Origin of the sequence: Streptomyces sp. NBC_01142 (assembly GCF_026341125.1) — a bacterium.
In the GTDB taxonomy this organism is placed as follows: domain Bacteria; phylum Actinomycetota; class Actinomycetes; order Streptomycetales; family Streptomycetaceae; genus Streptomyces.
On the sequence record NZ_JAPEOR010000002.1, the window covers coordinates 2467177 to 2490355 of the forward strand.

General features: G+C 67.8%; 20 protein-coding genes and 1 pseudogene. 8 read left to right on the top strand and 13 right to left on the bottom strand.

Translation table 11 applies throughout. The features are described 5' to 3' along the window. The first annotated feature begins 189 nt into the window (after window positions 1-189). Window positions 190-756 carry a Uma2 family endonuclease gene (locus OG883_RS28610; RefSeq protein ID WP_266546566.1) on the top strand — a complete coding sequence of 189 codons (567 nt, stop codon included), beginning with the start codon at window positions 190-192 and terminating at the stop codon, window positions 754-756. A 349-nt stretch (window positions 757-1105) separates the two neighbouring features. Here the strand turns inward: OG883_RS28610 and OG883_RS28615 are convergent, their stop codons facing one another. From OG883_RS28615 to OG883_RS28625, 3 genes and pseudogenes are all read right to left on the bottom strand, one after another. Further along, window positions 1106-1525, bottom strand: coding sequence for a roadblock/LC7 domain-containing protein (locus tag OG883_RS28615; protein ID WP_266546569.1), 420 nt, complete (start codon window positions 1523-1525; stop codon window positions 1106-1108). Then, the gene (locus tag OG883_RS28620; protein ID WP_266546572.1) at window positions 1522-3510 is read right to left on the bottom strand and encodes a nitrate- and nitrite sensing domain-containing protein; all 1989 of its coding nucleotides are present in this window, start codon (window positions 3508-3510) and stop codon (window positions 1522-1524) included. The genes OG883_RS28615 and OG883_RS28620 overlap by 4 nt, the downstream gene beginning before the upstream one ends. A gap of 574 nt (window positions 3511-4084) precedes the next feature. Further along, a pseudogene (locus tag OG883_RS28625) lies at window positions 4085-4186 on the bottom strand (oxidoreductase); the annotation flags it as partial. Window positions 4187-4258: 72 nt separating this feature from the next. Between OG883_RS28625 and OG883_RS28630 the strand changes: the two are divergent. Continuing rightward, window positions 4259-4498: a hypothetical protein gene (locus OG883_RS28630; RefSeq protein WP_266546575.1), complete on the top strand. Its 240-nt coding sequence runs from the start codon at window positions 4259-4261 to the stop codon at window positions 4496-4498. A 688-nt stretch (window positions 4499-5186) separates the two neighbouring features. Here OG883_RS28630 and OG883_RS28635 read toward each other — a convergent pair. From OG883_RS28635 to OG883_RS28645, 3 genes are all read right to left on the bottom strand, one after another. Continuing rightward, window positions 5187-5585 carry a hypothetical protein gene (locus OG883_RS28635; RefSeq protein ID WP_266546578.1) on the bottom strand — a complete coding sequence of 133 codons (399 nt, stop codon included), beginning with the start codon at window positions 5583-5585 and terminating at the stop codon, window positions 5187-5189. A gap of 187 nt (window positions 5586-5772) precedes the next feature. Next, complete coding sequence (locus OG883_RS28640; RefSeq protein ID WP_266546580.1) at window positions 5773-6198, bottom strand: hypothetical protein; 426 nt, start codon at window positions 6196-6198, stop codon at window positions 5773-5775. A gap of 386 nt (window positions 6199-6584) precedes the next feature. Beyond that, the gene (locus tag OG883_RS28645; RefSeq protein ID WP_266546582.1) at window positions 6585-8756 is read right to left on the bottom strand and encodes a hypothetical protein; all 2172 of its coding nucleotides are present in this window, start codon (window positions 8754-8756) and stop codon (window positions 6585-6587) included. Window positions 8757-9343: 587 nt separating this feature from the next. On the opposite strand from OG883_RS28645, the gene OG883_RS28650 reads away from it, so the two are divergent. The 3 genes from OG883_RS28650 (at window position 9344) to OG883_RS28660 (ending at window position 10866) form a co-directional block, all read left to right on the top strand. Then, window positions 9344-9874, top strand: coding sequence for an SMI1/KNR4 family protein (locus OG883_RS28650; protein ID WP_266546584.1), 531 nt, complete (start codon window positions 9344-9346; stop codon window positions 9872-9874). 142 nt (window positions 9875-10016) lie between these two features. Then, window positions 10017-10514, top strand: a complete 498-nt coding sequence (locus OG883_RS28655; RefSeq protein ID WP_266546587.1) for a DinB family protein — start codon at window positions 10017-10019, stop codon at window positions 10512-10514. A gap of 67 nt (window positions 10515-10581) precedes the next feature. Beyond that, a complete protein-coding gene (locus OG883_RS28660; RefSeq protein ID WP_266546589.1) occupies window positions 10582-10866 on the top strand; it encodes a hypothetical protein in 285 nt (94 codons plus the stop codon). A gap of 113 nt (window positions 10867-10979) precedes the next feature. On the opposite strand, the gene OG883_RS28665 is transcribed toward OG883_RS28660, so the two are convergent. The 3 genes from OG883_RS28665 to OG883_RS28675 all read right to left on the bottom strand — a co-directional run bounded on the left by OG883_RS28665 (window position 10980) and on the right by OG883_RS28675 (window position 16845). Continuing rightward, window positions 10980-11813: an adhesin gene (locus OG883_RS28665; RefSeq protein ID WP_266546592.1), complete on the bottom strand. Its 834-nt coding sequence runs from the start codon at window positions 11811-11813 to the stop codon at window positions 10980-10982. 253 nt (window positions 11814-12066) lie between these two features. Continuing rightward, the gene (locus OG883_RS28670) at window positions 12067-13884 is read right to left on the bottom strand and encodes an MFS transporter (RefSeq protein ID WP_266546595.1); all 1818 of its coding nucleotides are present in this window, start codon (window positions 13882-13884) and stop codon (window positions 12067-12069) included. Window positions 13885-14184: 300 nt separating this feature from the next. Further along, window positions 14185-16845 (bottom strand): serine hydrolase, encoded by a 2661-nt coding sequence (locus OG883_RS28675; protein WP_266546598.1) that lies wholly within the window; start codon window positions 16843-16845, stop codon window positions 14185-14187. 211 nt (window positions 16846-17056) lie between these two features. Between OG883_RS28675 and OG883_RS28680 the strand changes: the two genes are divergently transcribed. The 3 genes from OG883_RS28680 (at window position 17057) to OG883_RS28690 (ending at window position 19261) form a co-directional block, all read left to right on the top strand. After that, a complete protein-coding gene (locus OG883_RS28680) occupies window positions 17057-17782 on the top strand; it encodes a GPP34 family phosphoprotein (RefSeq protein WP_266546601.1) in 726 nt (241 codons plus the stop codon). Between the two features lie 216 nt (window positions 17783-17998). After that, a complete protein-coding gene (locus OG883_RS28685) occupies window positions 17999-18856 on the top strand; it encodes a helix-turn-helix transcriptional regulator (RefSeq protein WP_266546604.1) in 858 nt (285 codons plus the stop codon). A gap of 195 nt (window positions 18857-19051) precedes the next feature. Beyond that, window positions 19052-19261, top strand: a complete 210-nt coding sequence (locus tag OG883_RS28690) for a DUF397 domain-containing protein (RefSeq protein WP_266546606.1) — start codon at window positions 19052-19054, stop codon at window positions 19259-19261. A 95-nt stretch (window positions 19262-19356) separates the two neighbouring features. On the opposite strand, the gene OG883_RS28695 is transcribed toward OG883_RS28690, so the two are convergent. The 4 genes from OG883_RS28695 to OG883_RS28710 all read right to left on the bottom strand — a co-directional run bounded on the left by OG883_RS28695 (window position 19357) and on the right by OG883_RS28710 (window position 23098). Continuing rightward, complete coding sequence (locus OG883_RS28695; protein WP_266546609.1) at window positions 19357-20847, bottom strand: tetratricopeptide repeat-containing protein; 1491 nt, start codon at window positions 20845-20847, stop codon at window positions 19357-19359. Beyond that, a complete protein-coding gene (locus OG883_RS28700) occupies window positions 20844-21431 on the bottom strand; it encodes an AAA family ATPase (protein WP_266546612.1) in 588 nt (195 codons plus the stop codon). Before OG883_RS28700 ends, OG883_RS28695 begins: the two co-directional genes overlap by 4 nt. A gap of 281 nt (window positions 21432-21712) precedes the next feature. Next, window positions 21713-22129 (bottom strand): hypothetical protein, encoded by a 417-nt coding sequence (locus OG883_RS28705; protein WP_266546614.1) that lies wholly within the window; start codon window positions 22127-22129, stop codon window positions 21713-21715. 129 nt (window positions 22130-22258) lie between these two features. Beyond that, on the bottom strand, window positions 22259-23098 hold the full coding sequence (locus tag OG883_RS28710; RefSeq protein WP_266546616.1) for a hypothetical protein: 840 nt from the start codon (window positions 23096-23098) through the stop codon (window positions 22259-22261). Window positions 23099-23179: the final 81 nt, after the last annotated feature.

The following is a 23179-nucleotide window of genomic DNA, read 5'->3' on the forward strand; positions in this document are numbered from 1 at the left end:
CCACGACGAGGTCCGTCACGAACGCGCTGATGTCGAGGGTGATGCCAGCCGGGACTGTCGGGGACTCGCTGGTCGGATGCCGGCCGACGGGGAGCGGGCATGACCGAGATCAGCGTGCCGGACGGGTGGCAGACAGTACGCTGAATCCAGCGGGATCGGGCCCGCAACACAGTGTCCGGGAGGTGCTTCATGACGGCCGAGATGGTAGCCCCGGCGTGGATGCATGAGCAGATCACTGCCGAGGAGTACGAGTCCTGGTCCGAGGAGCAGTGCGCCGGTATCGAGATCGTGGACGGGATGGTCGTCGTGAGTCCGAGTGCGTCCAAGCGGCACAACCGGCTGGCCCGGATTCTGGCGAACGTCCTGGATGCCGCCGCGGGCCCGGAGTGGAACGCCGACACGGACTTCGACGTCCGGCTTCAGGACGTCCCACTCACCAATCGCCGCCCAGACGTCGTCGTGTACCGCGCAGACACAATCGACATCACCCCCACCCGCCCTGAGCACGTGCTGCTGGTCGCGGAGGTGGTGTCGCCAGGCTCGGAAACCACCGACCGGATCGTGAAGGTCGACCAGTACGCCAAGGCAGGCATCGGCTTCTACTGGCGGATCGAGCAGGCCGCGACAGGCGTTCCTCTCGTGTACACCTCCGTTCTCGACCCCGCGACGAAGACCTACCGGGACGGAGACGTGTTCACCGGCGTCCTCAAGGTAGCGGCCCCCTTCCCGGTGGAGATCGACCTCGGCCAGATCTGACCCACGCGCTGCTCAGCAACCGGCAGCGCGTGAGCGATGCGTGAGCGGACCGGTCCGATACAGGGCGGCATGAGCCGGATCAAGTGGCTCGCCGTGCGGTTCTGACCAGGGGAAACAGCATCGCGCGGCAGCGCCAGGCACCACCCGGCAAGGATTCGATCCCACTCCTAAAGCGGGTGTCGCAGGTTCGAATCCTGCCGGGGGCACAGAGAAACACCTGGTCAGAGGCCCTTCCGTCTGTCGGACGGGAGGGCCCCAGCGCTCGTAGCGCACATGCGGTGCGCGCGGACGACGGAGATCTTTCGCGGATGCCTGATCCTGAGACGCAGGTAGCCGAAGCACGGCGCAACTATCCCGCGGCCAGGGGCGCGGAGTGGAGTTCGCGTACCAGTTGCGGAGTGAGCAGTTCGCCGGCGCGGTCGGCGAGGACGGCCATTTCATAGCCGACCAGGCCGACGTCGCACCCCTCGGCGGCGAGGACGCCGAGGCAGCTGCCGTCGCGAATGCGACCGACCATGAGGAAGCCGCCGAGCATTTCGATCATGACGAGCTTCATGCCGCGGAAGCCGTGTACCGTCGCCGCGTTCTGGGCGAGGCTGGTGATGCCGGAGACGACGGCGGCGAGGTGATCGGCGCGATCTCGGCCGAGGCTGTCCGAAGCGGCCATGAGTAAGCCGTCGGAGGAGACGGCGACAGCATCGGTGACGCCGTCTGCGGTGCGTACGAACTCCGAGATGAGCCAGCCGAAATTCTGGACGGCGGTGGTCACGATGACGCTCCTTGTGTGCTTTGAGCCTCGGCTCGGGCGACACCTGCTCTAAAGCCGTTGAGCAGGGAGGAGACAGCGGGCCTGATGGGCGGGGGTGAGGTGAAGGGGACCTCCACGGGGGCGAGCAGGCGCCCGGGAAGGACAAGGAGTGCGGACAAGCCACCGCCAGTGGTGTCGAAGAGGTGGACTTGGGCGCCTTCACCGAGGCGGTGGGCGAGTCGGCCGACGACGAGATGGCCGAGGAACCGGGTAGGCGCGGCAAGCAGGGCCTCCTCGCCAGCGTCGGAGAGGCGGGCGTTGGCACGTTCCTTGTCGGCTTCGGACATGCCGACGCCGTGGTCGACGACAGCGAAGCAGTATGTGTCGTCCTCGGTGTCGTACCAGCCGTGTACCTCGACCGGTTCGACCGGTGGCGAGAAAGTCAGCCCGTTCTCGATGAGTTCGGCAAGGAGGTGGGCGACATCGGCGACGGCGTGCCCGCGCACCCGCACCGGCTCCACGGTCGCGATCAGGACCCGCCGGTACTGCTCCACCTCGGCAACGGCGGACTGGACGATTTCCAGGCCGTCGGCAGGTGCTGCCGTGGGCCGCGGCGGATTCTGCCCGGCCAGGACCAGAAGGCTTTCGGCGTTGCGCCGCATACGAGTGGCGAGGTGGTCGAGCTCGAAGAGCTCGGCGAGGGCGTCCGGGTCGAGTTCCTGCCGTTCGAGGCGGGTGATGAGGCTGAGCTGACGACGAACGAGGTTCTGGTTGCGACGGCCGAGATTGGCGAGCGATTCGGTGGTGTTACGGCGCAGGCCGGCCTGCTGGGCGGCCAGGCGCAGGGCGGTGAGTTCCACCTGCTGCAGGGACGCCGCGACCTCGGCGATCTCCGCCGCCCCGCCCAGCAGACGTGCATCGGGGTTGTCCGGCGCGTCCGCCGGCGGGAGGAGCTCGGCATGGTCCTGCGGGGACCGCTGGATACGGGCGACGGTTGCGGGCAGTCGGTTCCGCGCCACGTCGTGGGCGGCCTCGGCGAGCGCGCCGAGCGGGCGCGTGAGGGAACGGGAGGCAAAAGCGGCGAGGCCCCCGACGAGGGCGGCCATGAGTGCTCCCGCGACGAGATAGGCGGCGAGGCCGATCTCGGCGTCGTGGCTGAGCCGGTCGGCCCGGTCCCTTGCGTCGTCACCGACCGACTGCTGGACGGCGTACAGATCGTCGACGAGTACGGTCATCGCATCCCACCAGGCGCCGGCGTCGGCGTGCAGCGCGGAGCCGCCAGCGGCGGCTTCCGCCCGTTTCTCGTAGACGGTGGCGCGTTCGGCGTCCGCGGTACCGAAAGCCTTCTTCAGGGCCGCGCGCTGGGGTGCGGTGGCGACCTGCCGGAAACGGGCGAGGGCGGCGACACGCGTGGCACGTACCTCGGTGAAAGTGAGGTACTCGCGGCCGTGAAAGCCGCCTTCGGCGAACACGCCATTGAGGAAGCCGCGTTCGAGAGCGACTGACTCCTTGGCCGCGGCCAGTTCCCGCAACGCCCCCAGTCCGTCGCGCAGTTGACGGTCGGCGCCGGTCGCGGTCCCCGCCACCGGGTCGACGGCGTTGAGGGCGTCGATGGCGGTGGTGTAGAAGGCCAGGGTCGCGGCCCGGTCTGCGATATCCGCGTCGGCGCTGCCCCTGTCGGCACCGGCCCGGATGTCGGCAAGGCGCCGCAAGTGCCCCTGGATGACATCCTCGACGGCGCTCTCACGGCGCATTCCGCGCAGCGCCATGTCCACGCGCTTGCGAGTAGCGGCGAGCGGTGGGCGGAACTCCTTCTCACCTGCCAGCAGACCGTTAGTCAGGCCACGTTCGCGTTGCAGCTGGTGCACCAGGGCCTGGATTCGCAGGCTGAGGCCAACCTCGGAACGGGTCGTCCGGGCGTCGCCGAAGGCCTCGGCCCGGCCGTGCACGGCGAGACCGGCCACCGCCAACAGCAAGAAGATCGGGACCGTGATGACCACCGCCACACGGCCTCTGATGCTGCGCCAGCCAGGCATCTGCCGATGGCCGGATGACGTTCGGCCACTGCGGCGGCGCCAGGAGCGGCCCACTGAACTGCCCTTGCCTGAACCGCCCTTGTCGATTGCGTCTAACCTGCCGAGCGCCGACCGTACTGGCGTCCACACCCTCATAGTCACGAAGCTAGTCCGGCCGCCGTAGCGGCCGGTTTCCGACCTGTTAGGCCGCGTGGGAGATTCAGTTGCACCGCCCTCACACCACGGGCCAAGAGACTGTGATCGCGGCTGACAAGACAGTTGGTTGGTGTCGGAGTCAGGTGGTGTCGGAGTCAGGTGGTGTCAGGCACCACCCTCTGCCCAGCGCATCAGGGGCGTGGTCGGCGTACGGCGTGGCCCAGCGCAAGGAGAAGGAAGCCAGGGCCAGGAAGAGCAAGATACACAAGAAGTGCTGGCCGGGCCGACATCCACGAGTCACATCAACGGCACTGGACGCCAGCGCACCTGCATGTCTGGGCATGGACTGCGCCACCGCAGGACTCTGCGGCCGGTCCGACGCCTGTCGAACTCCTAAAGCGGGTGTCGCACTCTTGGCTTCGCGCTGGGTGTCCTGGACTACGTGGGTGTAGGCGTCCATGGTGATGCTGATCCGGCTAATCCCGAAACCCTCTTCAAGCACTAGGAGAGGACGGAACCACCCGGAAACCTCCACTGGCCCATCATCGCGGGGCTGCGATGGCACCCCGACACCCCTGGATCCTTGCTGCACCTTGTTGCGCACTGTAAGTCCTCCGAGCCCGCGAACAGTGCCTGGATTCCCTGGCTGCTGGTCATGGTGCTGTTCTCCGCCCTCGTCGCGGCGTGCGTTGGCTTCCTCAAGGCGCTCGACGGCAGCCCGGCCGCCGATGCCGTCCTCTCGGCAGGTGCGGCGTTCGGAGGGACTGCGTTGCTCTGTCTGGCCGTTGTGCCAGTCGTCCAGCAGCTGCGGCAACGACGCTAGGAAGGGATGACTTCAGGGTCTCGTTCCAACGGGCACACGAGCCGCCGACAACCGTGACCCAGATCGGCGCGAGTCAGACCGCGACACAAATGGCAGGGCTTTTCGCATCTGCGGCACAGGGCAGGCGGGTAGCCGTCTCGCGGGCAGCCCTCGCAAGAACGGATGCAGCACACATGAGGCCGGGAAACCCCGTGAACACGTGAGAACTGCGGAGGAATGTTTTCGCAAGCCAAGCAGCCCAACCCCGACGTTCCCGCAGGTCAAAGCCCTACCCAAGGAAAACTCCTCAAGCGGGTGTCACAGGTTCGAATCCTGCCGGAGGCACCAGCGCAAAGACCCCGGACCGATCATGGTCCGAGGTCTTTGACATCCATATCTGACATCAACGGCAGCGGTCACTCACGGCCGGGCCGCCTCTTGAGAAACCGGTGGCCCAGGCCACGGAGTCTCCGTCGGCACCGCACACCTCGCCTTCACCCAGCGGAAGACCGACAGCCTGATCGAGGTCAGCCGGGGCCGCCGTGCCGTCGTCCGCCAGCTGTAGGAGAAGACACACGATGCCGGCCGCAATGCGTCCGGCGGACAGGCGCCGGCCGACCATCTGCTGAAGCTGGCGCAGGGCGAGCACTGACCTGCGAACACGAAAGGGGCGGGCCCGAGGGCCCGCCCCTTCGCCGTCTTCTGACGGTCAGGCCTTGGCGTACTCCCAGCCGCCGCAGCTGTACGGGGTGCCGTTGGACGTGTCCTGCAGGCAGGCGCGGATCTGCAGGGTGGTGCCCTCCGCGAAGGACAGGTCCCACTTCCCGACGGTCCCGAAGCCGCCGCCGTGGTAGTACGAGTGGACGGCGGAGCTTGAGTTGTAGCGCCACTGGGCGACAACGCCGTGGCCGTCACTCTTGATGTCGAGGGCGTAGAGGATCTCGCCGTCCTGGGCAAACTCGGTCTTCGCGCTCGGCGAGGAGAGGGCGTTGTAGGCGTTGTAGACGTAGCCGGCGGCCTGTGCCGGGGCAGTACCCAGGACGAGCGCCGACGCGGAGGCCGCGGCTAGCCCAAGGACGGTCGTCAGACGACGGTAGGGCGTTCGCAAGGCAGCGTTCCTCTCTTCGAACAACCGATCGCGCCTGAACTTACCTGAGTGAAAGGGGAGTTGATCGAGAGTTTCCGTGTCCGACGGGGCGCCAGGAGACGAGCGGGGCCGTCAGAATCCGGAACACGACCCTGCTGGGTGTAACGGTCGGCGGTGGGGTTGGGTCCGCTACCGCACACCGCATGTGTCAGGAGATGGGAGTTCGTGGATCGTCGATGTCAACTGTGATCTCGAACCCCGAGGTTGAGCTGAAGGTAGCGACGTTGTTGGACAGCTGGATCCGATCAAAGGGATTGGCTTCCATGAAGAAGATCGCCCAAATTAGCGCACGATCAGCAGTCAAACGTGCGATGAACCCATCTGACCCGTACGAACCCTCGCCGCCCCACAGTAGCCCCTTGCTCCCCAGGTCTACTGCGGCAAGCCCATCAACCGAAGATGTCCAAGACGGATCACCTTCCAGCGTCTCATCCAGGTCGAAGGGGGCGAGCACCCTAAAACCGCTCGGCACGTCGGGGTCGAGGGCGACATCACAGGAGTGCCCGTCGGTGAAGTGGAGTGCATCTCTGATGGGAAGCTCAAAGTCTTCCCATAGGCGTTCGATCGCGGTCATTTCTTCTCACATGTCCCGTTGCGCACGTGCTGCGGCCTCTCCTGGAGTCCCGTCGGGGGGACTGGCTCACCTAGTTCATTTCTGTTCCGCGCGCGCATCTTCTCCACGTAGTCGTTCGGGGACACTGTGCGTTGGGAGAAGTTCAGATCGTCGGGATTGACCCATTCTGGTCCATCCTCCCCAGCAAGCCCCAGATGGTCAGTCCAGGTGTGGGGGTTACGAACGCAGAGGGGCGCACCGCATCGCGAGGACCTGGGAGAACGACGACGCCGGAGTGCCGTTCGGCACCCCGGCGTGACGTCAAGGGCAAGGAAAGCGGAGGGACTAGTTCAAGGAGGATGAGAAGGAAGTCCCGTCCATGGCCTCGCCGGGACCAACGCTAGCAGTCAGCCGGGGATCAGGGCACGCAGATTTTCCGGGGTGACGATCAGGGAGTCCGGATGCAGTCCGTCCGGGCGTTCCAGGCCGATGTAGGTGACGGGGCCGTCCGGGACCGTCGTGCCGTCCCACAGCGTGGTGGCCGTGGCGCGGTCGGCCATCAGGCCGGTGAGGTACCGGACCGTGAGGTAGTCGCGCTCAACGATTCCGCGCAACAGCGTGGCGACCGACACCCGGTTCTCCTCGACCCGGTTGGCGTTCGGGTTGCCCTGGAGGTAGAGGTGGAGCCACTTGGCGCGCCAGCGGCCGTCGCTCCCGCGCAGGAACACCAACGGCAGCGCGACCCTGCCCGGCCCGCGCAGCTCCGACTTCATGCGCACGGTGCGCGCCTCGAAGGGGCGGCCCCGCTGCTCGGCATCGCGGAGCATGAAGCCGAAGAACGACTCCTCTACCGCTTCGAAGCCCTCCCCCGAGAAGACATTGACCTGCGGGACGATGAAGGTGCCGCGCACGGCGTTCAGGCGCAGGTCGATGAACTCCGAGGCGCCGTCGGGTGCCTCCGTGATGTCGCCGGAGTGCTCACCCTCGACCTCGGTGAGGGCGGTGTACGAAAGCCAGCAGACGGTCTCGTACTCGGCGTCGAGCATCAGCGCCGACAGGTCGTAGTCGGTGTCGTGGCTCTTCTGCTTCCAGTAGACGAAGAAGCGCAGCAAGTCACCCTCGACGGGGGAGAAAGAGCCGCGGGGCAGCACGCCGAAGCCGGCAGCCGTCGCCTTGCCGCTGAGCGGGAGCGCGACATCGAGGATGTCGGGGTCGATGAGCAGGTGCCCCGGCTCCGGGAGGCGGCCGCGTATCTCGGCGTCCAGGACGTCGATGAGCCGCTTGCGCTCGGGCGGCAGCACGAGGGGACGGTTGTCGGCGGTGACCCAGGCGCCGCCGCGACGGTTGACAAAGACGCGGCGCTCGCCTGTCTCCTGGGCGCGGTTGTGCAGATGCTCGCGCACCGACAGCAGTACCCGGCCGGAGACCTGCGGGGCGACCTGCTCTGCGGCGGCTACGACAGCATCGCGCTCGTCCTGGGTCAGGCACGCGCGCAGCAGGCGGTCCAGGGAGCGGAACAGTTTGCCCGGGGCGGCCGTCAGCAACCGCGCCGCCCCGGTGACGTCGTTCATGCCGAGCAGTTCCTCGATGCGGCTCTCGAAGGACCGGGCCTCCTTCTCGCCCCGGGCGACGGCGAACACGTCGGCGGCGTGCGGCCAGCGCGGGTACTCGTGCGGGTGGAGGCGCTCACCGAGGCGCTTGAACGCCTCGCGGTGCGCGGTGACATCGGCGAGCTTGGCAGGCGCGGCCGCGACCACCGCGTCGAGGCCGGCGAGCAGAGCGCGGCGGACCGGTCGGGGCATCGACCGGAAACGGGTCGGTTCCACAAGGGCCGCGTCGCCGTCCGAGAGTGCGCAGGCCAGGCGGAGTACGTCGGTGACGGTGTCCAGAAGGAGGTCCCGGCCGGCATGCAGGCGGGCGGCGTTGATGACGGCGCGGTTCTCCCGTACCGGGATCGCCTCGGGCTGAAGGCTGTCGACGCAGTGCTCGGCGAGCGAGCGAAGGTCGCGCAGGTTCTCTTCGCCGAGCGGAGTGGTACTGCCCGCCAGGGCCAGGTACAGCGCGGTGACCTCGTCGTCCGGGGAACCGCCCAGGTGCACGACCGTCGTGCGGTCGCCCGCGGCGGCGATCAGCTCATCGTGAGCGGCCAGCATCTCGGCGTACGTGTGCTGGTAGTTGCCGTACGACGGGAGGGTCAGCAGGTCGACCACACCAGTGCGGAGCTGGGCGAGTGTGCCGTCGCGCGAGGCGTCGTCGGCGAGCGCCTCGGCGATGCACCGCATCCAGAAGTCGAACGTGTCCGGCACGTTGGCCGGGAAGTCGACGAAGTAGACGTTGTGCTGGACATGGTCGCCGACCATCTCGCGGACGGTGTCCAGCGTGCGCGCGGCGGTGTCGACGACCGTTTCCTCGGACAGTTCCGACAGACGCTCCAGCAGGGCCGCCGAGAGCTTGAAGCCCACGGACATCAGCGCGGCGTCGAACTGCCGCGCTGCGACGCTGCCCTGCCCGGCAGGTCCGGAGGGGGCAGGGAGGCGGTGGGTGTGCCGGATGACCAGGGGTTCGAGAGGGTGGGCCATCCGGGCATGATCCCAGAACCGCGCGAGACGAAGCATTCGAGTTTTCGAACGCGGTGCGCACCAGCCGGTACTTGTCAGACCGCCTGATTAATCTGGCGTCATGGATGAGCGATGCATACACGACTTAGTCGTCCAACAGTGCGTGGACTGCGCTCCTCCCCCCGAGGGCTTGGTCAAATTCGTCTACATCACGGCCGGGGGCGGGGTCTTCCATCGTTCTTCGGCCTGTAAGGCCCTCGCGGAAGGGCAGGAGTACGCCCTGGGTCTGGGCATGGAAACTCACCCTCGGCGTCGTGTCGTGCTGGCCGAAGCCACGGCGGAGGGACGGGGCGCTTGTGCCTACTGCTTCTGGGACTACCAGCCCGCATGAGGAGCGAGGGCTGAGGTTCGGATCAGTCGGACCGACATCCGGCGCTGACATCAACGACTGTGAGCAGCGGCGGCCCCAGGCACGCAACGGCACCTGTCGGACCGCCCGACAGGGCCCGCCACCCCGGTCCTGTTCGGCGCCTGGACCGAACTCCTGAAGCAGGTGTCCGCAGGTCCGACCATCCGACGATGTCAGTGGGGGCGGTTAGCCTGCGCAGATGATCGAGACGACTGGTAGTGACCGCCGCTTTCCGCCTGCCCTGGCCGATGTGGCCCGAGCGGAATTCGACTACGGCGACGAGGGTGAGGGCGTCGACTTCGAGCCGTACAACGTCTTCGACTCCGCCGAGGAGACCACCGATTGGTTGCGCCACTGGACCGGCAACCACGAGCTCGACGGCGGCGCCTACCGGGTCTTCGGGCAGGACGGCACCGGCGGTCTCGCCGCCATCTGGTGCGCGCGGCCGGGGCGGCCCCTGGCCGAGCAGCCCGTGGTGTTCATGGGCTCGGAGGGCGAGCGCGGCGTGGTGGCCGGGAATCTGTCCGACTTCCTGTGGGTGCTGGCCGACGGCTTCGGGCCAATGGAAGCCGCCCTGTACGAGGACCGTGAGGCGCGCCCGGACGCGGCCATGGCCGAGCTGGCCGAGCTGCACGCGATCACCCCGCGCCGGCCCGCCCGGGAGATCATCACCGAGGCCCAGGCCGAGTTCGTGACCTTCTCCGAGGACCTCGACGAACTCTGCCGCTGAGGCAGTTCAGGTTGGCTGAGCCCGGGTCTGTCCTGTCACGTACTCGCGCATCTCCGCCTACCTGGCCCCTCCGGCGCTCAAGACCTGTGCCGTTCGCCCTTGATGACCACCCGCTGTCAGTGGTGCGTGTCAGTCTTGGTTCATGAAGACTCCAGACGGAAGGCCCATCCCGCCCTTCGAGGCCGACGAGCGCACCATGCTCGAGAGTTGGCTCACGTTCCACCGCGCGACGCTGGCGCTCAAGTGCGAAGGGGTGGAGGGGGACGGAATTCGGCAGGCGTCGGTCGAGCCGTCGAGCATGACGTTACTCGGACTGGTGCAGCACATGGCCGAGGTCGAACGGAACTGGTTCCAGCGGGTGTTCTCCGGTCTCGACGTCCCTTCTGTGTACGAGGGGAACAAAAGCGGGTTCGCTCTGGCGCCGGAGCGAGACCTGGACGAGGCGCTCGCGGTGTGGCGGGCCGAGATCGCACGGGGCGAGGCGATATGCGCCGACCGGTCCCTCGACGACACCGGCACCCTCTGGAAGCAGCCGGTCAGCCTGCGCTGGATCTACGTCCATCTGATCGAGGAGTACGCGCGGCACAACGGGCACGCCGACCTGATCCGCGAGCGGCTCGACGGCAAGACGGGCGCCTGAGGGGCAGACAGGAGGGCGTTCGGCCGATTCGGGGTCGCGGAGAGCTGTTCCGGCCTAGGGTCTGCGCATGAGTCAGTACGCCACAGCGATACAGGACGCATCACAGGAACAGAACCGCTTCGGCCCCAGCGGGCACGACATTCGCCAGCCCATCCGCGTGCACGCGGTGAGGTGGCCCCTTCCCGATGGCGAGGAGTGGGAAGAGGCCCGGACGATGTGCGGCCGTACGACGGCGGGGATGGAGAGGGCGGCGCACACCGCCCCCGACACCACCACCTGGCATGCGCCCCGGTGGGACCGGCTGGAGTGCGCCACCTGCAACGAAGCCGTGCAGGCGGCCGTCGGCAGCTGACGCCGGACGGACGGGTCGGACCGTACGGATCAAGCAGTCGGATCAGGCGGATCAGGCGGATCAGGATCGGGATCGGGCGGATCGGGATCGGGCTGCGGGCCCGAACCGACCTGTCAGGCCCGGCATTCCGCTCTCATCTGGGCCGCCGCGTGGTGCGCACCCTCGCGGCCGTCGTTCCCGTCCTGGCCGCCCCGGTCGACCAGCTGCACCGCCAGCTGCTGGTCGACGACCGGGACCTTCTCGACGATCTGGCCGCTGCCGCGCAACGTGGTCTGATCGATCTGGAAGGACTTGATCGCACTGTCCTCGTCGTCGGGGTCTGCCAGGACGTTGTACGTCGTCGGCTGCCCCGCCACATCGTCGTCGCGGTCGCTCTCCGGGATGGTGACGGCTATCGCACAGCTCGTGTATCCGCTGCCCACGTACCAGGACCACGTCGCCGTGCCGCCGGCGTCCTTGGTCGAACTGCCCGACATGGGGATCGCGGTGAAGCTGCCGTCGCAGCCGTCGCCACGGTGCCCGCCGGAGTCCACGGTGTACCAGCCGTCGTCGCCGTCGTTGAAGCGGCCGCCTTCGAGGTAGCGGCCGCCGCCGGTGCAGCCGGGCCCCGCCCAGGCGGAGTACGAGGGCCCGTTGGCGTTCTGCGGGGGCTTTTGGCGCTTCTGCGGGGGCTTCCGGCTCGGCGTCGGCAGGGGTGAGCGGGAGGGGGACGCGGAGTCGCCGGGCAGCGCCGTGGGTTCGATCCGCCGCGGGGGGCCTCCCAGGTCGCCCGGAGCCCCGGAGTCGCCGTCGGACGCATCCGCGCCGGCCGGATCCGCGTCGTCCCCGTAGAGAGTCACCGTCGAGACGACCACGGCGAGCGCGGTCAGCACAACTGCTCCGGCCAGCAGGGTCTTTCCGGTACGGGAGAACAGAGAGACGCGCCCGGCCAGGGTCCCCCCGGCCACCCGCGCCCCGCCCCGCGTGCTCTCACCCGCGCCGGCCGCGGACGCTGAGCCGGACGAGTAGGCAGAGCCGACTGCCCCGCATTCCGGGCATCTCGCCCCGGGGAACACGCCGTCACCATTGCCGCCGCATTGTTCGCATGCCATGTCGCACCTGAACCGTTAGACCAACTGCCCGGTATGCCAAGGGAGTCCACTATGCATCAGCGGGCAGGGCGGAGGTAGGTGTTAACGCAGGTAACGGGGTCAGCGGAGTTCATCGGAGTTCATCGGGGCAGGGCGTCCCGCGTGATACGTCGTACGGCGCCGCCAGACGGTACACCCCCGGCTTCGGCGCGAGCAGTTCCGTCCACTCGTCGCCCTCCACACTCTCCTCCGTCTTCAGCAGACAGCCGTGCCGGTTGACGAAGGTCCTGGAGCCGTCCTCGTCGCGCGCCTTCGATTCTGACGTCTCCTGCGGGGGCTGCATCTTCTCGCCCTCCTCGTCGACGATGCTGAGCCACGGCGAGTACGGGACACGTATCAGCACCCGGCCCGCCGTCTTCACCTGGATCGTGAGCCCGCCCGCGCCCGCCCGGTTCACCGTGGCCGGCGGATCGGCGAGCGGCACCGGGTCCTTCACCGCGAACAGCTGCCAGTTCGCGTCGCTCCAGATCTGTTTCAGATACGGCTGCCCCTGGCTGACCAGCTTCGCTTCCTGCGCCGCCCCGGTGGAGTCCGGCGCCCCCGTCGGCAGCACGACGTAGTGGACGGCCCACCGGTCGAGCCAGGCGCGGTAGCCGTCGGCCGTGAGGATCTTGTCCTTGTCGTAGAAGAGCGGATTGCGCTTCATATCCGCCTGCCGGTTCCAGCCGCGGGCCAGAATGACGTACGGAGCGAGCGCGGAGGCCTCCCGGTGGCTGCTGGCCGGGACCACCTCGACCCGGCCGCGGTCGGCGTGGATCTCCTGGAGCCGGTTGACCAGCGGCGCGAGCTCACGGTTCCAGGACGCCGTCGGAGCCGTACGCACCATGTCGTCGACGCCCTTGAAGCCGATCCAGAAGTTCAGCCCCGCAAAGGCGATCACCAGCGCGTACCACTTGCGGGAGCTCGGCACGGCGTACGGCAGCGCGGCAAGCAGCACCACACCCGCGAACAGCATCGCGAGCCGGGAGACGTTCGACCCGATCTGCGAGTCGATCGCCCAGGTGAGCAGCGTGCCGAAGGCGTAGACGGCCGCGCCGGTGCGGACGGTTCGCCACTGCTTCGGGACGAGGACGAGGACGAGGATCCCGAAGAGGAAGGGGAGCGACGCCGTCCAGAACGACATCGGCTGCGTACCGGAGAACGGGAACAGCCAGGCGGAGAGCGCCACGACCATGACCGGCGCGAGGCCGAGGGCGTACGCGCCCGGGCGGCGTTTGTTCAGGAACAGCGCAGCAGCGACCACACCGAGGAAGAGCCCGGCGACCGGACTCGACGCGGTGGCCAGTCCGGCGAGCGGGGCGGCTACGGCCGCCTTCGCCCAGCGTTTCCGCCGCCAGCGACGCGGCCAGCAGAAGACGGCCGCGACCGCGCCGAGCGCGAACATCAGGCCGAGGCCGAAGGTCACCCGGCCGGAGAGCGCATTGCAGAGGAAGGCGAAGACCCCGGCGAACGAGCAGGCCACGGGGTTCCGGACGGCACGGACGCGGACCAGGATCAACGCGGTCAGAGAGGCCGAGACCGTACCGGCGACGATCATCGTCGTACGGACGCCGAGGATGGACATCAGATACGGCGAGACGACGCTGTACGAGACCGGGTGCATCCCGCCGTACCAGGCGAGGTTGTACGCGGAGTCGGGATGGCGGCCGACGAACTCGGCCCAGGCGTCCTGGGCCGCGATGTCGCCGCCGCTGTTGGCGAAGAAGAAGAACCAGATCAGGTGGACCAGCGCGGCGACTGCCGTCGTGAGGGCGACGGGGCGGCGCAGCAGGCGGTCACGGAGATCGGCCAGGGGGCCGGGATCGGCCTTGCGGGGCACGGGCGGCCGTATTCGCGGCCCCGTGCGGGTGCTGCTGCCGTCCGCCTGTGTCGGCTCAGCGGTGGTCACTGCGGCTCTCCCCGTCTTCCCCGTCCGCGAGCCGTCGTCCCGACGGCCTGCCAACCTCCGGCGTACGTGGTGCTGCTGCTACTTCTGCTTCAGCCACTGCGATCAGCTTCTGCGGTCAGCGTTCTGCTTCTGCGTTCTGCTTCTGCGTTCTGCTTCTGCGTTCTGCTTCTGCGTTCTGCTTCTGAGTTCTGCTGTTGGAGTTCCATGCTCGAGGACGTGTCCCGGCGTCCCGAAGTTGCCCCGGGACGCTAGCACGAGGGCGCCCCGGAATCCCGGGGCGCCCTCGCCGTCCGCGCGGTGCTAGCCGATGTGGATCAGCTTGGCGCCGACGCCGGGCTCCGCCAGGTCCTGCTGCAGCGCGACCGGCGCGGTGACCTTGCCGGTGCCGGACCCGACCGAGACCTGGCCGACGACGGTGCCCGCCGTGGCCGAGTGCGGGACCGCTTTGCCGCCGTCCGCGATCTCGATGTCGACCTTGAGGCCGCCCCAGCCGACCGCCTTGAGATTCTTGGTGGCGACGAGGTGGGTCCGTCCGCCGAGGCCGTCGTCGACGTACCCGACCACATCGCCCTTCTTGATGACGGTGGCGGACGTGACACCGCCCTGAGCAGCCTCGATCACCTCGATGCTGTGGTCGATCGCCTTCGTCAGCTTCTTGTCGAGAGTGTCGGCCTTCTGGATTCCCATCACAATGCCGACGATGCGGCGCACTTCGCCGTCGACGATGGTGTTGGCCGACCAGAGCAGATTGCCGCCGGCCGGGGTGGACGAACCGGTCTTGATGCCGCCGACGCCGTTCTTCAGCAGAGCCTTGTCGTTGTTGTTCCTGATCTGCCCGTCCACGCCGGGGACCGTGGTCAGCGTCGTGTCGACGATGTCCCGGAACAATTTGTTCTGCATGACCGCCTTGGCCAGCTTGAGCTGGTCCTCCGGGGTGGAGACGGTGGTGGCCTTCAGGCCGCTCGGATCCGTGTAGGTGGTGTTGGTCATGCCGAGGTCCTTGGCCGCGTCGTTCATCTTCTTGACGAACTCGGCCTCGGACTTCGAGTCCCAGCGGGCCAGCAGACGTGCCGCGTTGTTCCCGGAGGGGATCATCAGCAGCTGAAGCATCTGCTGCTCGGTGAACTCCTGCCCCTCACTGATCGGCGCGGTCGACTCGTAGGGGAGCTTGGACTCCTCCTCGGCCTTCTTGTCGACCGTGATCTTCGGACCGACTTCCGAGCCCTTGATCGGGTGGTCCCTGAGGATCACGTACGCCGTCATCGTCTTCGCGATGCTCGCGATGGGCGCGGGCTTCTGGGCGCCGTACGTACCGATGCTGCCGACGCCCTCGACCTCCACGGCTCCTTGGCCCTCGTCGGGCCACGGCAGGTTGAGCGGGCCGCCCTTGAAGACGTAGGTGCTCTCGGCGGAGAGCCCGAGCGTGGGGGCGGGAAGCGGGCGCACGATCTGTACGACCGCAAAGATGACCAGGAGCAGGAGGAGGAGCGGCGTCCAGATCTTGACCCGCCGGACGACCGTACGGACCGGGGTCTGAGGCGGCGGCGGGGTGTTGGTCAGCTCGGCGAGCAGATCGAGCGGCGGCAGCGGAGGCATCGGCTGCTGCTTGGTCCGCTCGGCCTCGGTGAGCGAGGCGGGTGCGGGGGCCGCGGGCGCGGCCGGGGCGGCCGCTGCGGGTTTCGCCCACGAAGGGGCGGCCGCCTCGGGCTTGCGGGCGCTGGGCGTCCGCACGTCATCGGCCTGCAGGGGTACGAACGTGCTGGTGCGCTCGGCGTCCGACTCCGGCTTGGGCTTGGGTACCGGGGGCACCTTGAGCGCGGTGGTCGGCTGGTCGACGGCGGGCCGCCGGAGAGCCTTGAACACGGCGGTTGGCTGATCGACGCCACGCTGGGGGGCGGCGGGGGTGCCCTCGCCCTTTGCTTCCGCAGATTCTGCGGGCTCGGTAGATTCCGCGGACTCGGTGGATTCCGCGGGCTCGGCGGATTCCGCGGGCTCGGCGGACTCGGCAGGTCCTGAGTCGGACCCGCCGTCCGGAGTCCCGTCGGCGTCCTCGCCGCCCGGGGCCTCATCGATGGCCGATGTCCTCGCGTCGGCCGAGGTCTCCTCGTCAGCCGCTGCCGTCGTATCGGCAGACCCGGCCGGCGAGGCGGCGGCATCCGAGCACGCCGCATCCGCGGGAGCGTCGCCCGACGCATCGTCGGTCCGGTCCGCCCCCGAGGTGAGAGCCGGCTCCGCGTCGTCGGACGCATCGGCGCCCTCGCGCTCTGCCTGCTCGGGCTCAACCGCCGGCGCGGGCGCGTCGTCGGCCCGGTCCACCGCCGAGGCGGCAGCCCGCTCGGCGTCGTCAGAGGCGCCGTCGGCCTGGTCGTCGTCACCCTGGCCGTCGTCGGCCCGGTGCACCGGCGAAGCAGCAGCGGCGTCGTCAGACGCGCCGTCGCCCCAGCCCTCTGCCTCTGTCTCTGCCTCTGCCTCCGCCTGCCCGGGCTCCCGGTCGGCCACGTCTTCTGCGGGGTCCGCCGTCGACGCGGCAGCGCCGCCGTCAGACGCGCCGTCGCCCTGTCCGGCCTCCGAGGCCGCAGCTGCGTCGCCCTCGCCCCCCGGCTTCCCGTCGCCGTCGTCGTCCGCGCTCGCCACCCACGCCGCAACCGCCGCGCGCAGCCTCACGTCGTTCGCCACCGGGCCCGACGCCGAGCCCGACGTCGTGCCCGCTGCCGTGCCCGCTGCCGTGTCCGGTTCCACGGTCGCCGGGGTCTCGGTCACCGAGGTCTCGGTCATCTCCGGAGGTACCGTCTTGAAGACCGCCGTCGGCTGGTCCACCCCGGGGGCCGTCGCCCCGGGGGATGCCTGACGGAACACGGCGAGCCGCGGGTCGCGTTCGCCCGGAGTCGTCTCCCCCGACGACTTCCGCTGCTCCGACTTGTCGGGGGACTCGCCCGCCACCGTGCCTCCTCCATGAGTCATGCGTCATACGCCGTGCCTACGTCGTACCAGGCGCCGTCAAGCGACAGCCCGTGTTGTCCGAACCATCTACCAGTGTCCTGTGTGAGCCCTCGGCCCCAGTGCCTAGACGAGAACGACATACCTAACGGTTCCCGTACAAAGCACCCAGGCGCTCTCGACAGACCAATGTGAGAGGGGTCACCCTGTCATTCATCCACGCGGGGAGGCATGGATGGGCAGGAGCCGCAGAACACTTCCGGAGGAGCTTCTGCTGCTCGCTCTGGACCCGGCAACGGGTACCACAGCGCAGCCGCAGTCGCTCGACCTCGGCCTGGCCGGGGCACAGCTAGTAGAGCTGGCTCTGGCAGGACGGATAGCCCCAGACGGGGATCGTATCGCCGTGGTGATGCCACGGCCGACCGGAGATCCGACTCTGGACTCCGCACTGGAACTGCTGCGCAGGCGCGGCAGCCCGGTTCGGGCGGTCCATTGGATTGGCGGGCCCCGACTGGGGTTGCGTCAGATTTACCTCTCGCATCTGGAGCGGTGCGGCATGGTGCATGCCGTGGCGGGCCAGATGTGCGGAGTACTGCCGACGACTCGCTACCAAGCGACGGAGACGGCAATCAGCCGGGACATCAGGGCCCGGCTGGACAGTGCGATCCGCACCGGTGTACCGCCGGACCCGCGGACCGCGGCGCTCGCCGCGCTGGCCCACGCGGTCGGACTCGGCAAGCACCTGTACCCCGGGAACGAAGGGCGTTCCTCGAGGTCCCGTCTGCGGGACCTCATCAGGCACGACCCCATGGGCGGACTCGTGGCGCACGCCGTGATGGACGTCCAGAACGGTGCGGCCGCTCAGCCCCGCCGTACGCCCGCCCCGGTCGGCAACCGCCAGCCTGCGGCCGTAGCGATGCAACCACGCCACGGCAGCATGGCCCACGTCGCCGCTCACTGAGTACCACCCTGAACACAGATCCACCCACCGCACCGCAATACCGCCGCACCGACGTCCCCACGACCCGGTTCGGGAGCCGCACAAGACGCGCGGGGCAGCCACCAGGCTGCCCCGCGCGTTCGCGCGTGTAGCCATTTTGCAGCGCAGCAACGACCATTGGTGGCAGTCTGCTGAGCAGTAGATACGCACAGCTACGCAGCCGGAGGTGCAGTTTCCGTGGCGTCCAACGTCAACCCCACCGTCAGGCGACGCCGATTGGGCCAGGAGCTGCGCCGGCTCCGAGAGCTCAAGGGCATGACGGCCGAAGAGGTGGCGGAGCGCCTGCTCGTCTCCCAGTCGAAGATCAGCCGTCTCGAGAACGGCCGCCGCTCCATCAGCCAGCGCGATGTCCGCGATCTGTGCGGGGTGTACGAGGTCGAGGACCACCGGATCGTCGACTCGCTGATGCAGATGGCCAAGGACTCGCGCCAGCAGGGCTGGTGGCACGCCTTCGGCGACATCCCGTACAGCGTCTACATCGGCCTGGAGACCGACGCGGCGAGCCTCCGCGTGTACGAATCACTGATCGTTCCCGGTCTGCTTCAGACCCGAGAGTACGCGCAGGCGGTTATCGAGGGGATGTGGCCCGAGGCCACACCCAGCGAGATCGACAAGCGCATTCAGATCCGCCTCAAGCGTCAGGATCGCCTCACCGATCCGGTGAACCCCCTCCGCTTCTGGGCGGTGATCGATGAAGCACTGCTGCGACGCATCGTCGGCGATCGGCAGATCATGGCTGACCAGCTCAGACATCTCGCGCAGTTGAGTGAACAGCCGCACGTCACGCTGCAGGTACTGCCGTACGACGTCGGGGCGCATCCGGGCATGTACGGCAAGTTCGCCATCCTCGAGTTTCAGGAAGCGATGGACGCCAGCGTGGTCTACCTGGAGGGAGTCACCAGCGACCTCTACCTGGAGAAGGCCAACGACGTCCAGAGCTACGCCGTGATGTACGAGCACCTGCGGGCCAAGGCGCTGAGCGCCGAGCAATCCCGCGAGTTCATTCACAAAGTAGCGGAAAGCTGCGGCTCGTGATCAAGCAACGAGGGGGCGGCGCGCACCTTACACCTGTGCAGCATCAACTGAGAAGATCCCGAAGGAATATGCCATCCGGATGGGTGAACACCACCTACCTCCGGTGATGTTGCGGCGTAGCGTCGATCGCAGAGCCGCTGCCCCCAGCGGCTGGGCGCACAAGGCCCAACAACTGGCACAACCATCGGAGTCACTATGCTGATTCGGCATGACGCGCTGACGGAATGGACCAAGTCCTCGTACTCCGCCGTCAACGGAGATTGCGTGGAAGTCAGGGCAGAGGATCGCCGCACAGTCGCTATCCGCGATTCGAAGAATCCTCGCAGCGGAACCCTCGGCCTCAGCGCGGAGGCGTGGTCGACGTTCATCCTCGATGTCGGCCGAACCACGCCTCCCGGTGCCTGAATTGAGCACACCGACCACATAAGTCGCAGCGTGAGTCAAGCCCTCTCGACTGGCCCGCCGTCCTAGCCGAGGGGGCTGCTTGCTGCCCGGTCGCCCTACTGACCGTCAAGGAGGGTGCGAGTCTTCACCGTGACGGGGTCATTCGCCCCGAGGACACGCTCACACAGAGGCAGATTCTCCCGAGCCAGGGCCTGCGCCTCAGCCAGGTCGCCGGAGGCCGCGAGAGAAGCAGCCAGCCCTGCTCGACTCGCGAGCAGATACGGATGCTCCGGTCCAAGGGCGCGCTCCTGGCCAGCCACGGCCCGACGCCCGAGAGAGATGGACTCCGCAAACCGTCCACGCTCTTCGAGGATCCAGCTCAACAGGACCACGGCTGAAAGAGCCAACGGATGGTTGGCGCCGTGCAGACGCTCGCGATCCGACAAAACCCTTCGGGCAACCGACTCCGCTTGCTCCCACCGGCCGAAACGGTAGAGACCGTATGCGAAATTGTGGCGACCGGTCACAGTGATGAAGGAGTCTTCTCCGAGGATTTGCTCGGAGGCGGCTACAGTCGGCGGGCCGATTCTATCGAACTGCTCGACTGCGTTTGACACCGCCAAGTATTCAATGAGAAGCGCTCGGGCATATAGGGTGTCGGGATGATCGCCGCCCAACACTCGGGCACGAATTCGCTCCGTGGCCCGCAGCGTCGCCATGCACTCTTCGAGCCTGTGCAACTGTCCAAGCGGCTCATGAATATCTTGACGGCTTTCCAAGGTCTCCGGATGTTCCGCACCCAACACCTGTTCCCTGTCATCGAGCACTTGTCGGTGCAGGGCCACGGACTCCTCGAAACGGCCGAGCCTGAACAGTGCCACGGCTGCCCGATGGTGAGCACGAAATACCGCTGGATGATCCGATCCCAGCAACTGCTGCGCCGTCGCCGCGGCAGCTTGGGCCAGAAACAGAGCGGCTTGGTAGTCGCCGCTCGCGAAAACGTGTCCCGCCACGCGAGTCGCGACATCGGCCACCATGGGCGCGGTGCCGGCGTCCTGCACTCGCCGGAGCAGGTTCGTCGCATGTGGAACGAGACGCCGAACCCCGTCAGCGGCCCCTGCTCCCAGGGTCTGCGCAGGGACCTCTCCCTCGAGCAGACGTGCGGCGGATGCAACGAGGAGCGGCCGCGCCTCGTTTGGTACCGCAGCCGCAACACTGTCGAGCAGAACGCCATGCGCCTTTACGCAACGCACCACCTCACCGCTTTCCTCAGATTCCACGAGTGAAACCATCGAATGGTCCAGCAGGCCACGAAGAGCAACTTCGACCTTCTGTCCAGGCAATGGCGGATCGACAGTGCTCAAGCCCGTTGCATCAACCGCTCCGGGGAGAAGCAGTGAGAGCGGTACCGGGTCCGAACTCCAGCAGGACAACAAGCGCAGAAGCGTCGCGCATTCAGGAATCCCTTCGCCCGCGAGAGCCCTCAGCGAGATCTCCCAGGTCCGGCCAACGAGCTGACGCCCATTCGTCTCGGAGCCACGTGGAACCGCCCCTCGGTCGATCAGCTCCGTAGGACTGTCGTCCAGATGCCGGTGGTAGTCGCTCATGGACCAGCTCTCCAAGAGTTGACGAGACAGGAAGGATCCAGCCAAGGTGAGAGCGAGGGGCAGGCAGTCAAGCCCACTGTCTCGGCCTCTTCGGCTGTGCCGGCTCGTGGAGCAAGATCGCGAAGCACCTGGGCGGCGTCCTCCACGGGAAGCACGCCCACACTGTGAAGTTCCGCTCCGTTCCACACATGGGAACTGGCTTGTCGCGTGGTGACGATCACCGTGCCCTGCGGACTCGGCCGAAGCCACGTGCCTTCCCCGAGCGCTGCTGGGTCATCCGCATTGTCCAGAACGAGGACCCACGGTTGCGATGAGTAGTTCAGGTAGTGCCAGACGAGATCAGCCGAGGCGCGCAGGCCATCGCGCGCAGCAGCCAACTCGACTGACTCCGCTCCACGGTCAGCCGCCACCGCCAGCATTCCCGCCCGGAGAGTGACCCGTTCGGAGGCGTTCACCCAGAGGCCGATGCGCCCGCCCTGCTGTGTGGCCGCGTTGAATACGGCCTGAGCAACCGCCGTCTTGCCACAGCCGCCAAGGCCGTGAAGAACGTGAATTCCCCCGGTCTGATTCTGAGCCGCATCCATCAGACTGCGTATGAGTTCCTCCCGGTCCCGAAGGACCAGAGGAGTTCGTCCTACCAGCGGAGTGCGCACCGAATCCGGGGCTGGCCGCTCGGAACGGAGCCGACCAGCTTGCGCCCGCACAATCGTTCGCCGCATCGACGGCCCGAAGAGATCCGGAGGCTCATCCGGAGCGTAGTGGTGATGATGCTCTGTTACGTACTGGTCGCCGATCGCCTGGTAGACGCGGCCTTGGCCTGATGCGCGCCCCTGCACCATATGCTCTGCGTCTCGTTCGGCCCCGCTCACCGTTCGTTGATGTGCTGATCGCGGCCCGCCTGATAGACACGGGCGCTGCCAGACGCTTCCGCACGCATCTGCACTGTCCTTGGTGCACCGTCCTGCAGTTCGGGATCAAGCTCGGCGAGGATCTGTCGCAATTCCGACGCCACTTCCGGCCGCTCACGGAGAAGACGCCGCACACGTCCAGTCCATGCCTCGCGCAGCTCCCGTTCGGTCAGGTCGTCCCCACTCTCCCTGGCCGCGAGGAGGTCGTCCCGGGCTGCCTCCAGTTCCTCCTCGACTCCGTCGGCGCGTGAGGGACTGGCCCGCCGCCACAGGGCGACGACACCGTCGCGCGTCCTTTCCCACGCATCCGTGGCCATGAGCGTGACCACGGCGGTCCCCGCAGCCCGCGCGAGATCAATCATCTGCGCTTCCATCAACGCCCCCACTCCGTCAACGCCCCGTCAGCACCTGGGCCGAACGACCACAATAGGTGCGGCGCATAGGGCTGTCAGGTGGATGCCGCCGTCGACAAGGCACAAGCCGGCCCGCGCCTCCCTGCCCGATCAGCGCAGTTGGTCGACGTAGCGGTCGGTGCCCGGAACCGTCGGGATGAAGGGAGCCACCAGCTCCACCCGGCCCAGCCCCGATTCGACGACCGCTGCGTCGAGACCGGCGAAGGAAGACTCCCAGCGCTCCCTCGGGTCCTCCTCAAGGAACCACAGCAGCGTCAGGCGGCTGTCCACGCCCTCCACCTGTTTCACATAGGTCATCCTGTCGCCCGGCAGTGGCGTCGGCCGGAAGACGGTCACCATCGCCGCGGGAGAGCCCGCCAGCCGCTTCGGCAGATGCTTCGTCCGCAGCCACTCCAGCAGCTCCGCCCGCTGCTCCGGCCCCTCGGTATCGATGACCTCCACCACCAGGCCGGCGTACGGATGGTCCAGCGCGTGATAGTCGCGCGGACCCGCCGCCCCGTCGCGGTAGACGGTCGCCCTGTGGTCCTGGAAGGCCGTGAACACGTGCGTACGGTCCTGATAGACCCGGCCGTCCCGGTTCAGCCGCTTGTTGATCCCCACGGTCCACTTCATATGGTCGCCGTAGCGGCCGTCGGTGATCCAGTACGTGGAGAGGTAGCACCCCGCGGTCACCGGCTGGGCCACCGCGGACTTCTCCGGGTAGCGCAGGAGCTGGAGGTCCCTGGTGGCGACCCAGCGCCGCCCCGCGTACATCCAGGGCATCGCCATCGCGCCCGCGTAGTAGTGGTCGTCCTCGTACCAGCGGTTGTACGCGAACTCATGGCCCGGATGCGGTTCGACCATGGTGATCAGGGCGTGGCCGGGGTGCACTCCGTACGGGCCGACGCCCGCCAGCTCCGCGTAGGCCTCCCGGCGTGTGTCCTCGCTCATGACGCTCCCCTTCCTTCCTCCGTTGGAGGGACCTACTCTGACGCTCCGTCAGGAGAACTGCCAGAGCCGGGAGGCGCCCAG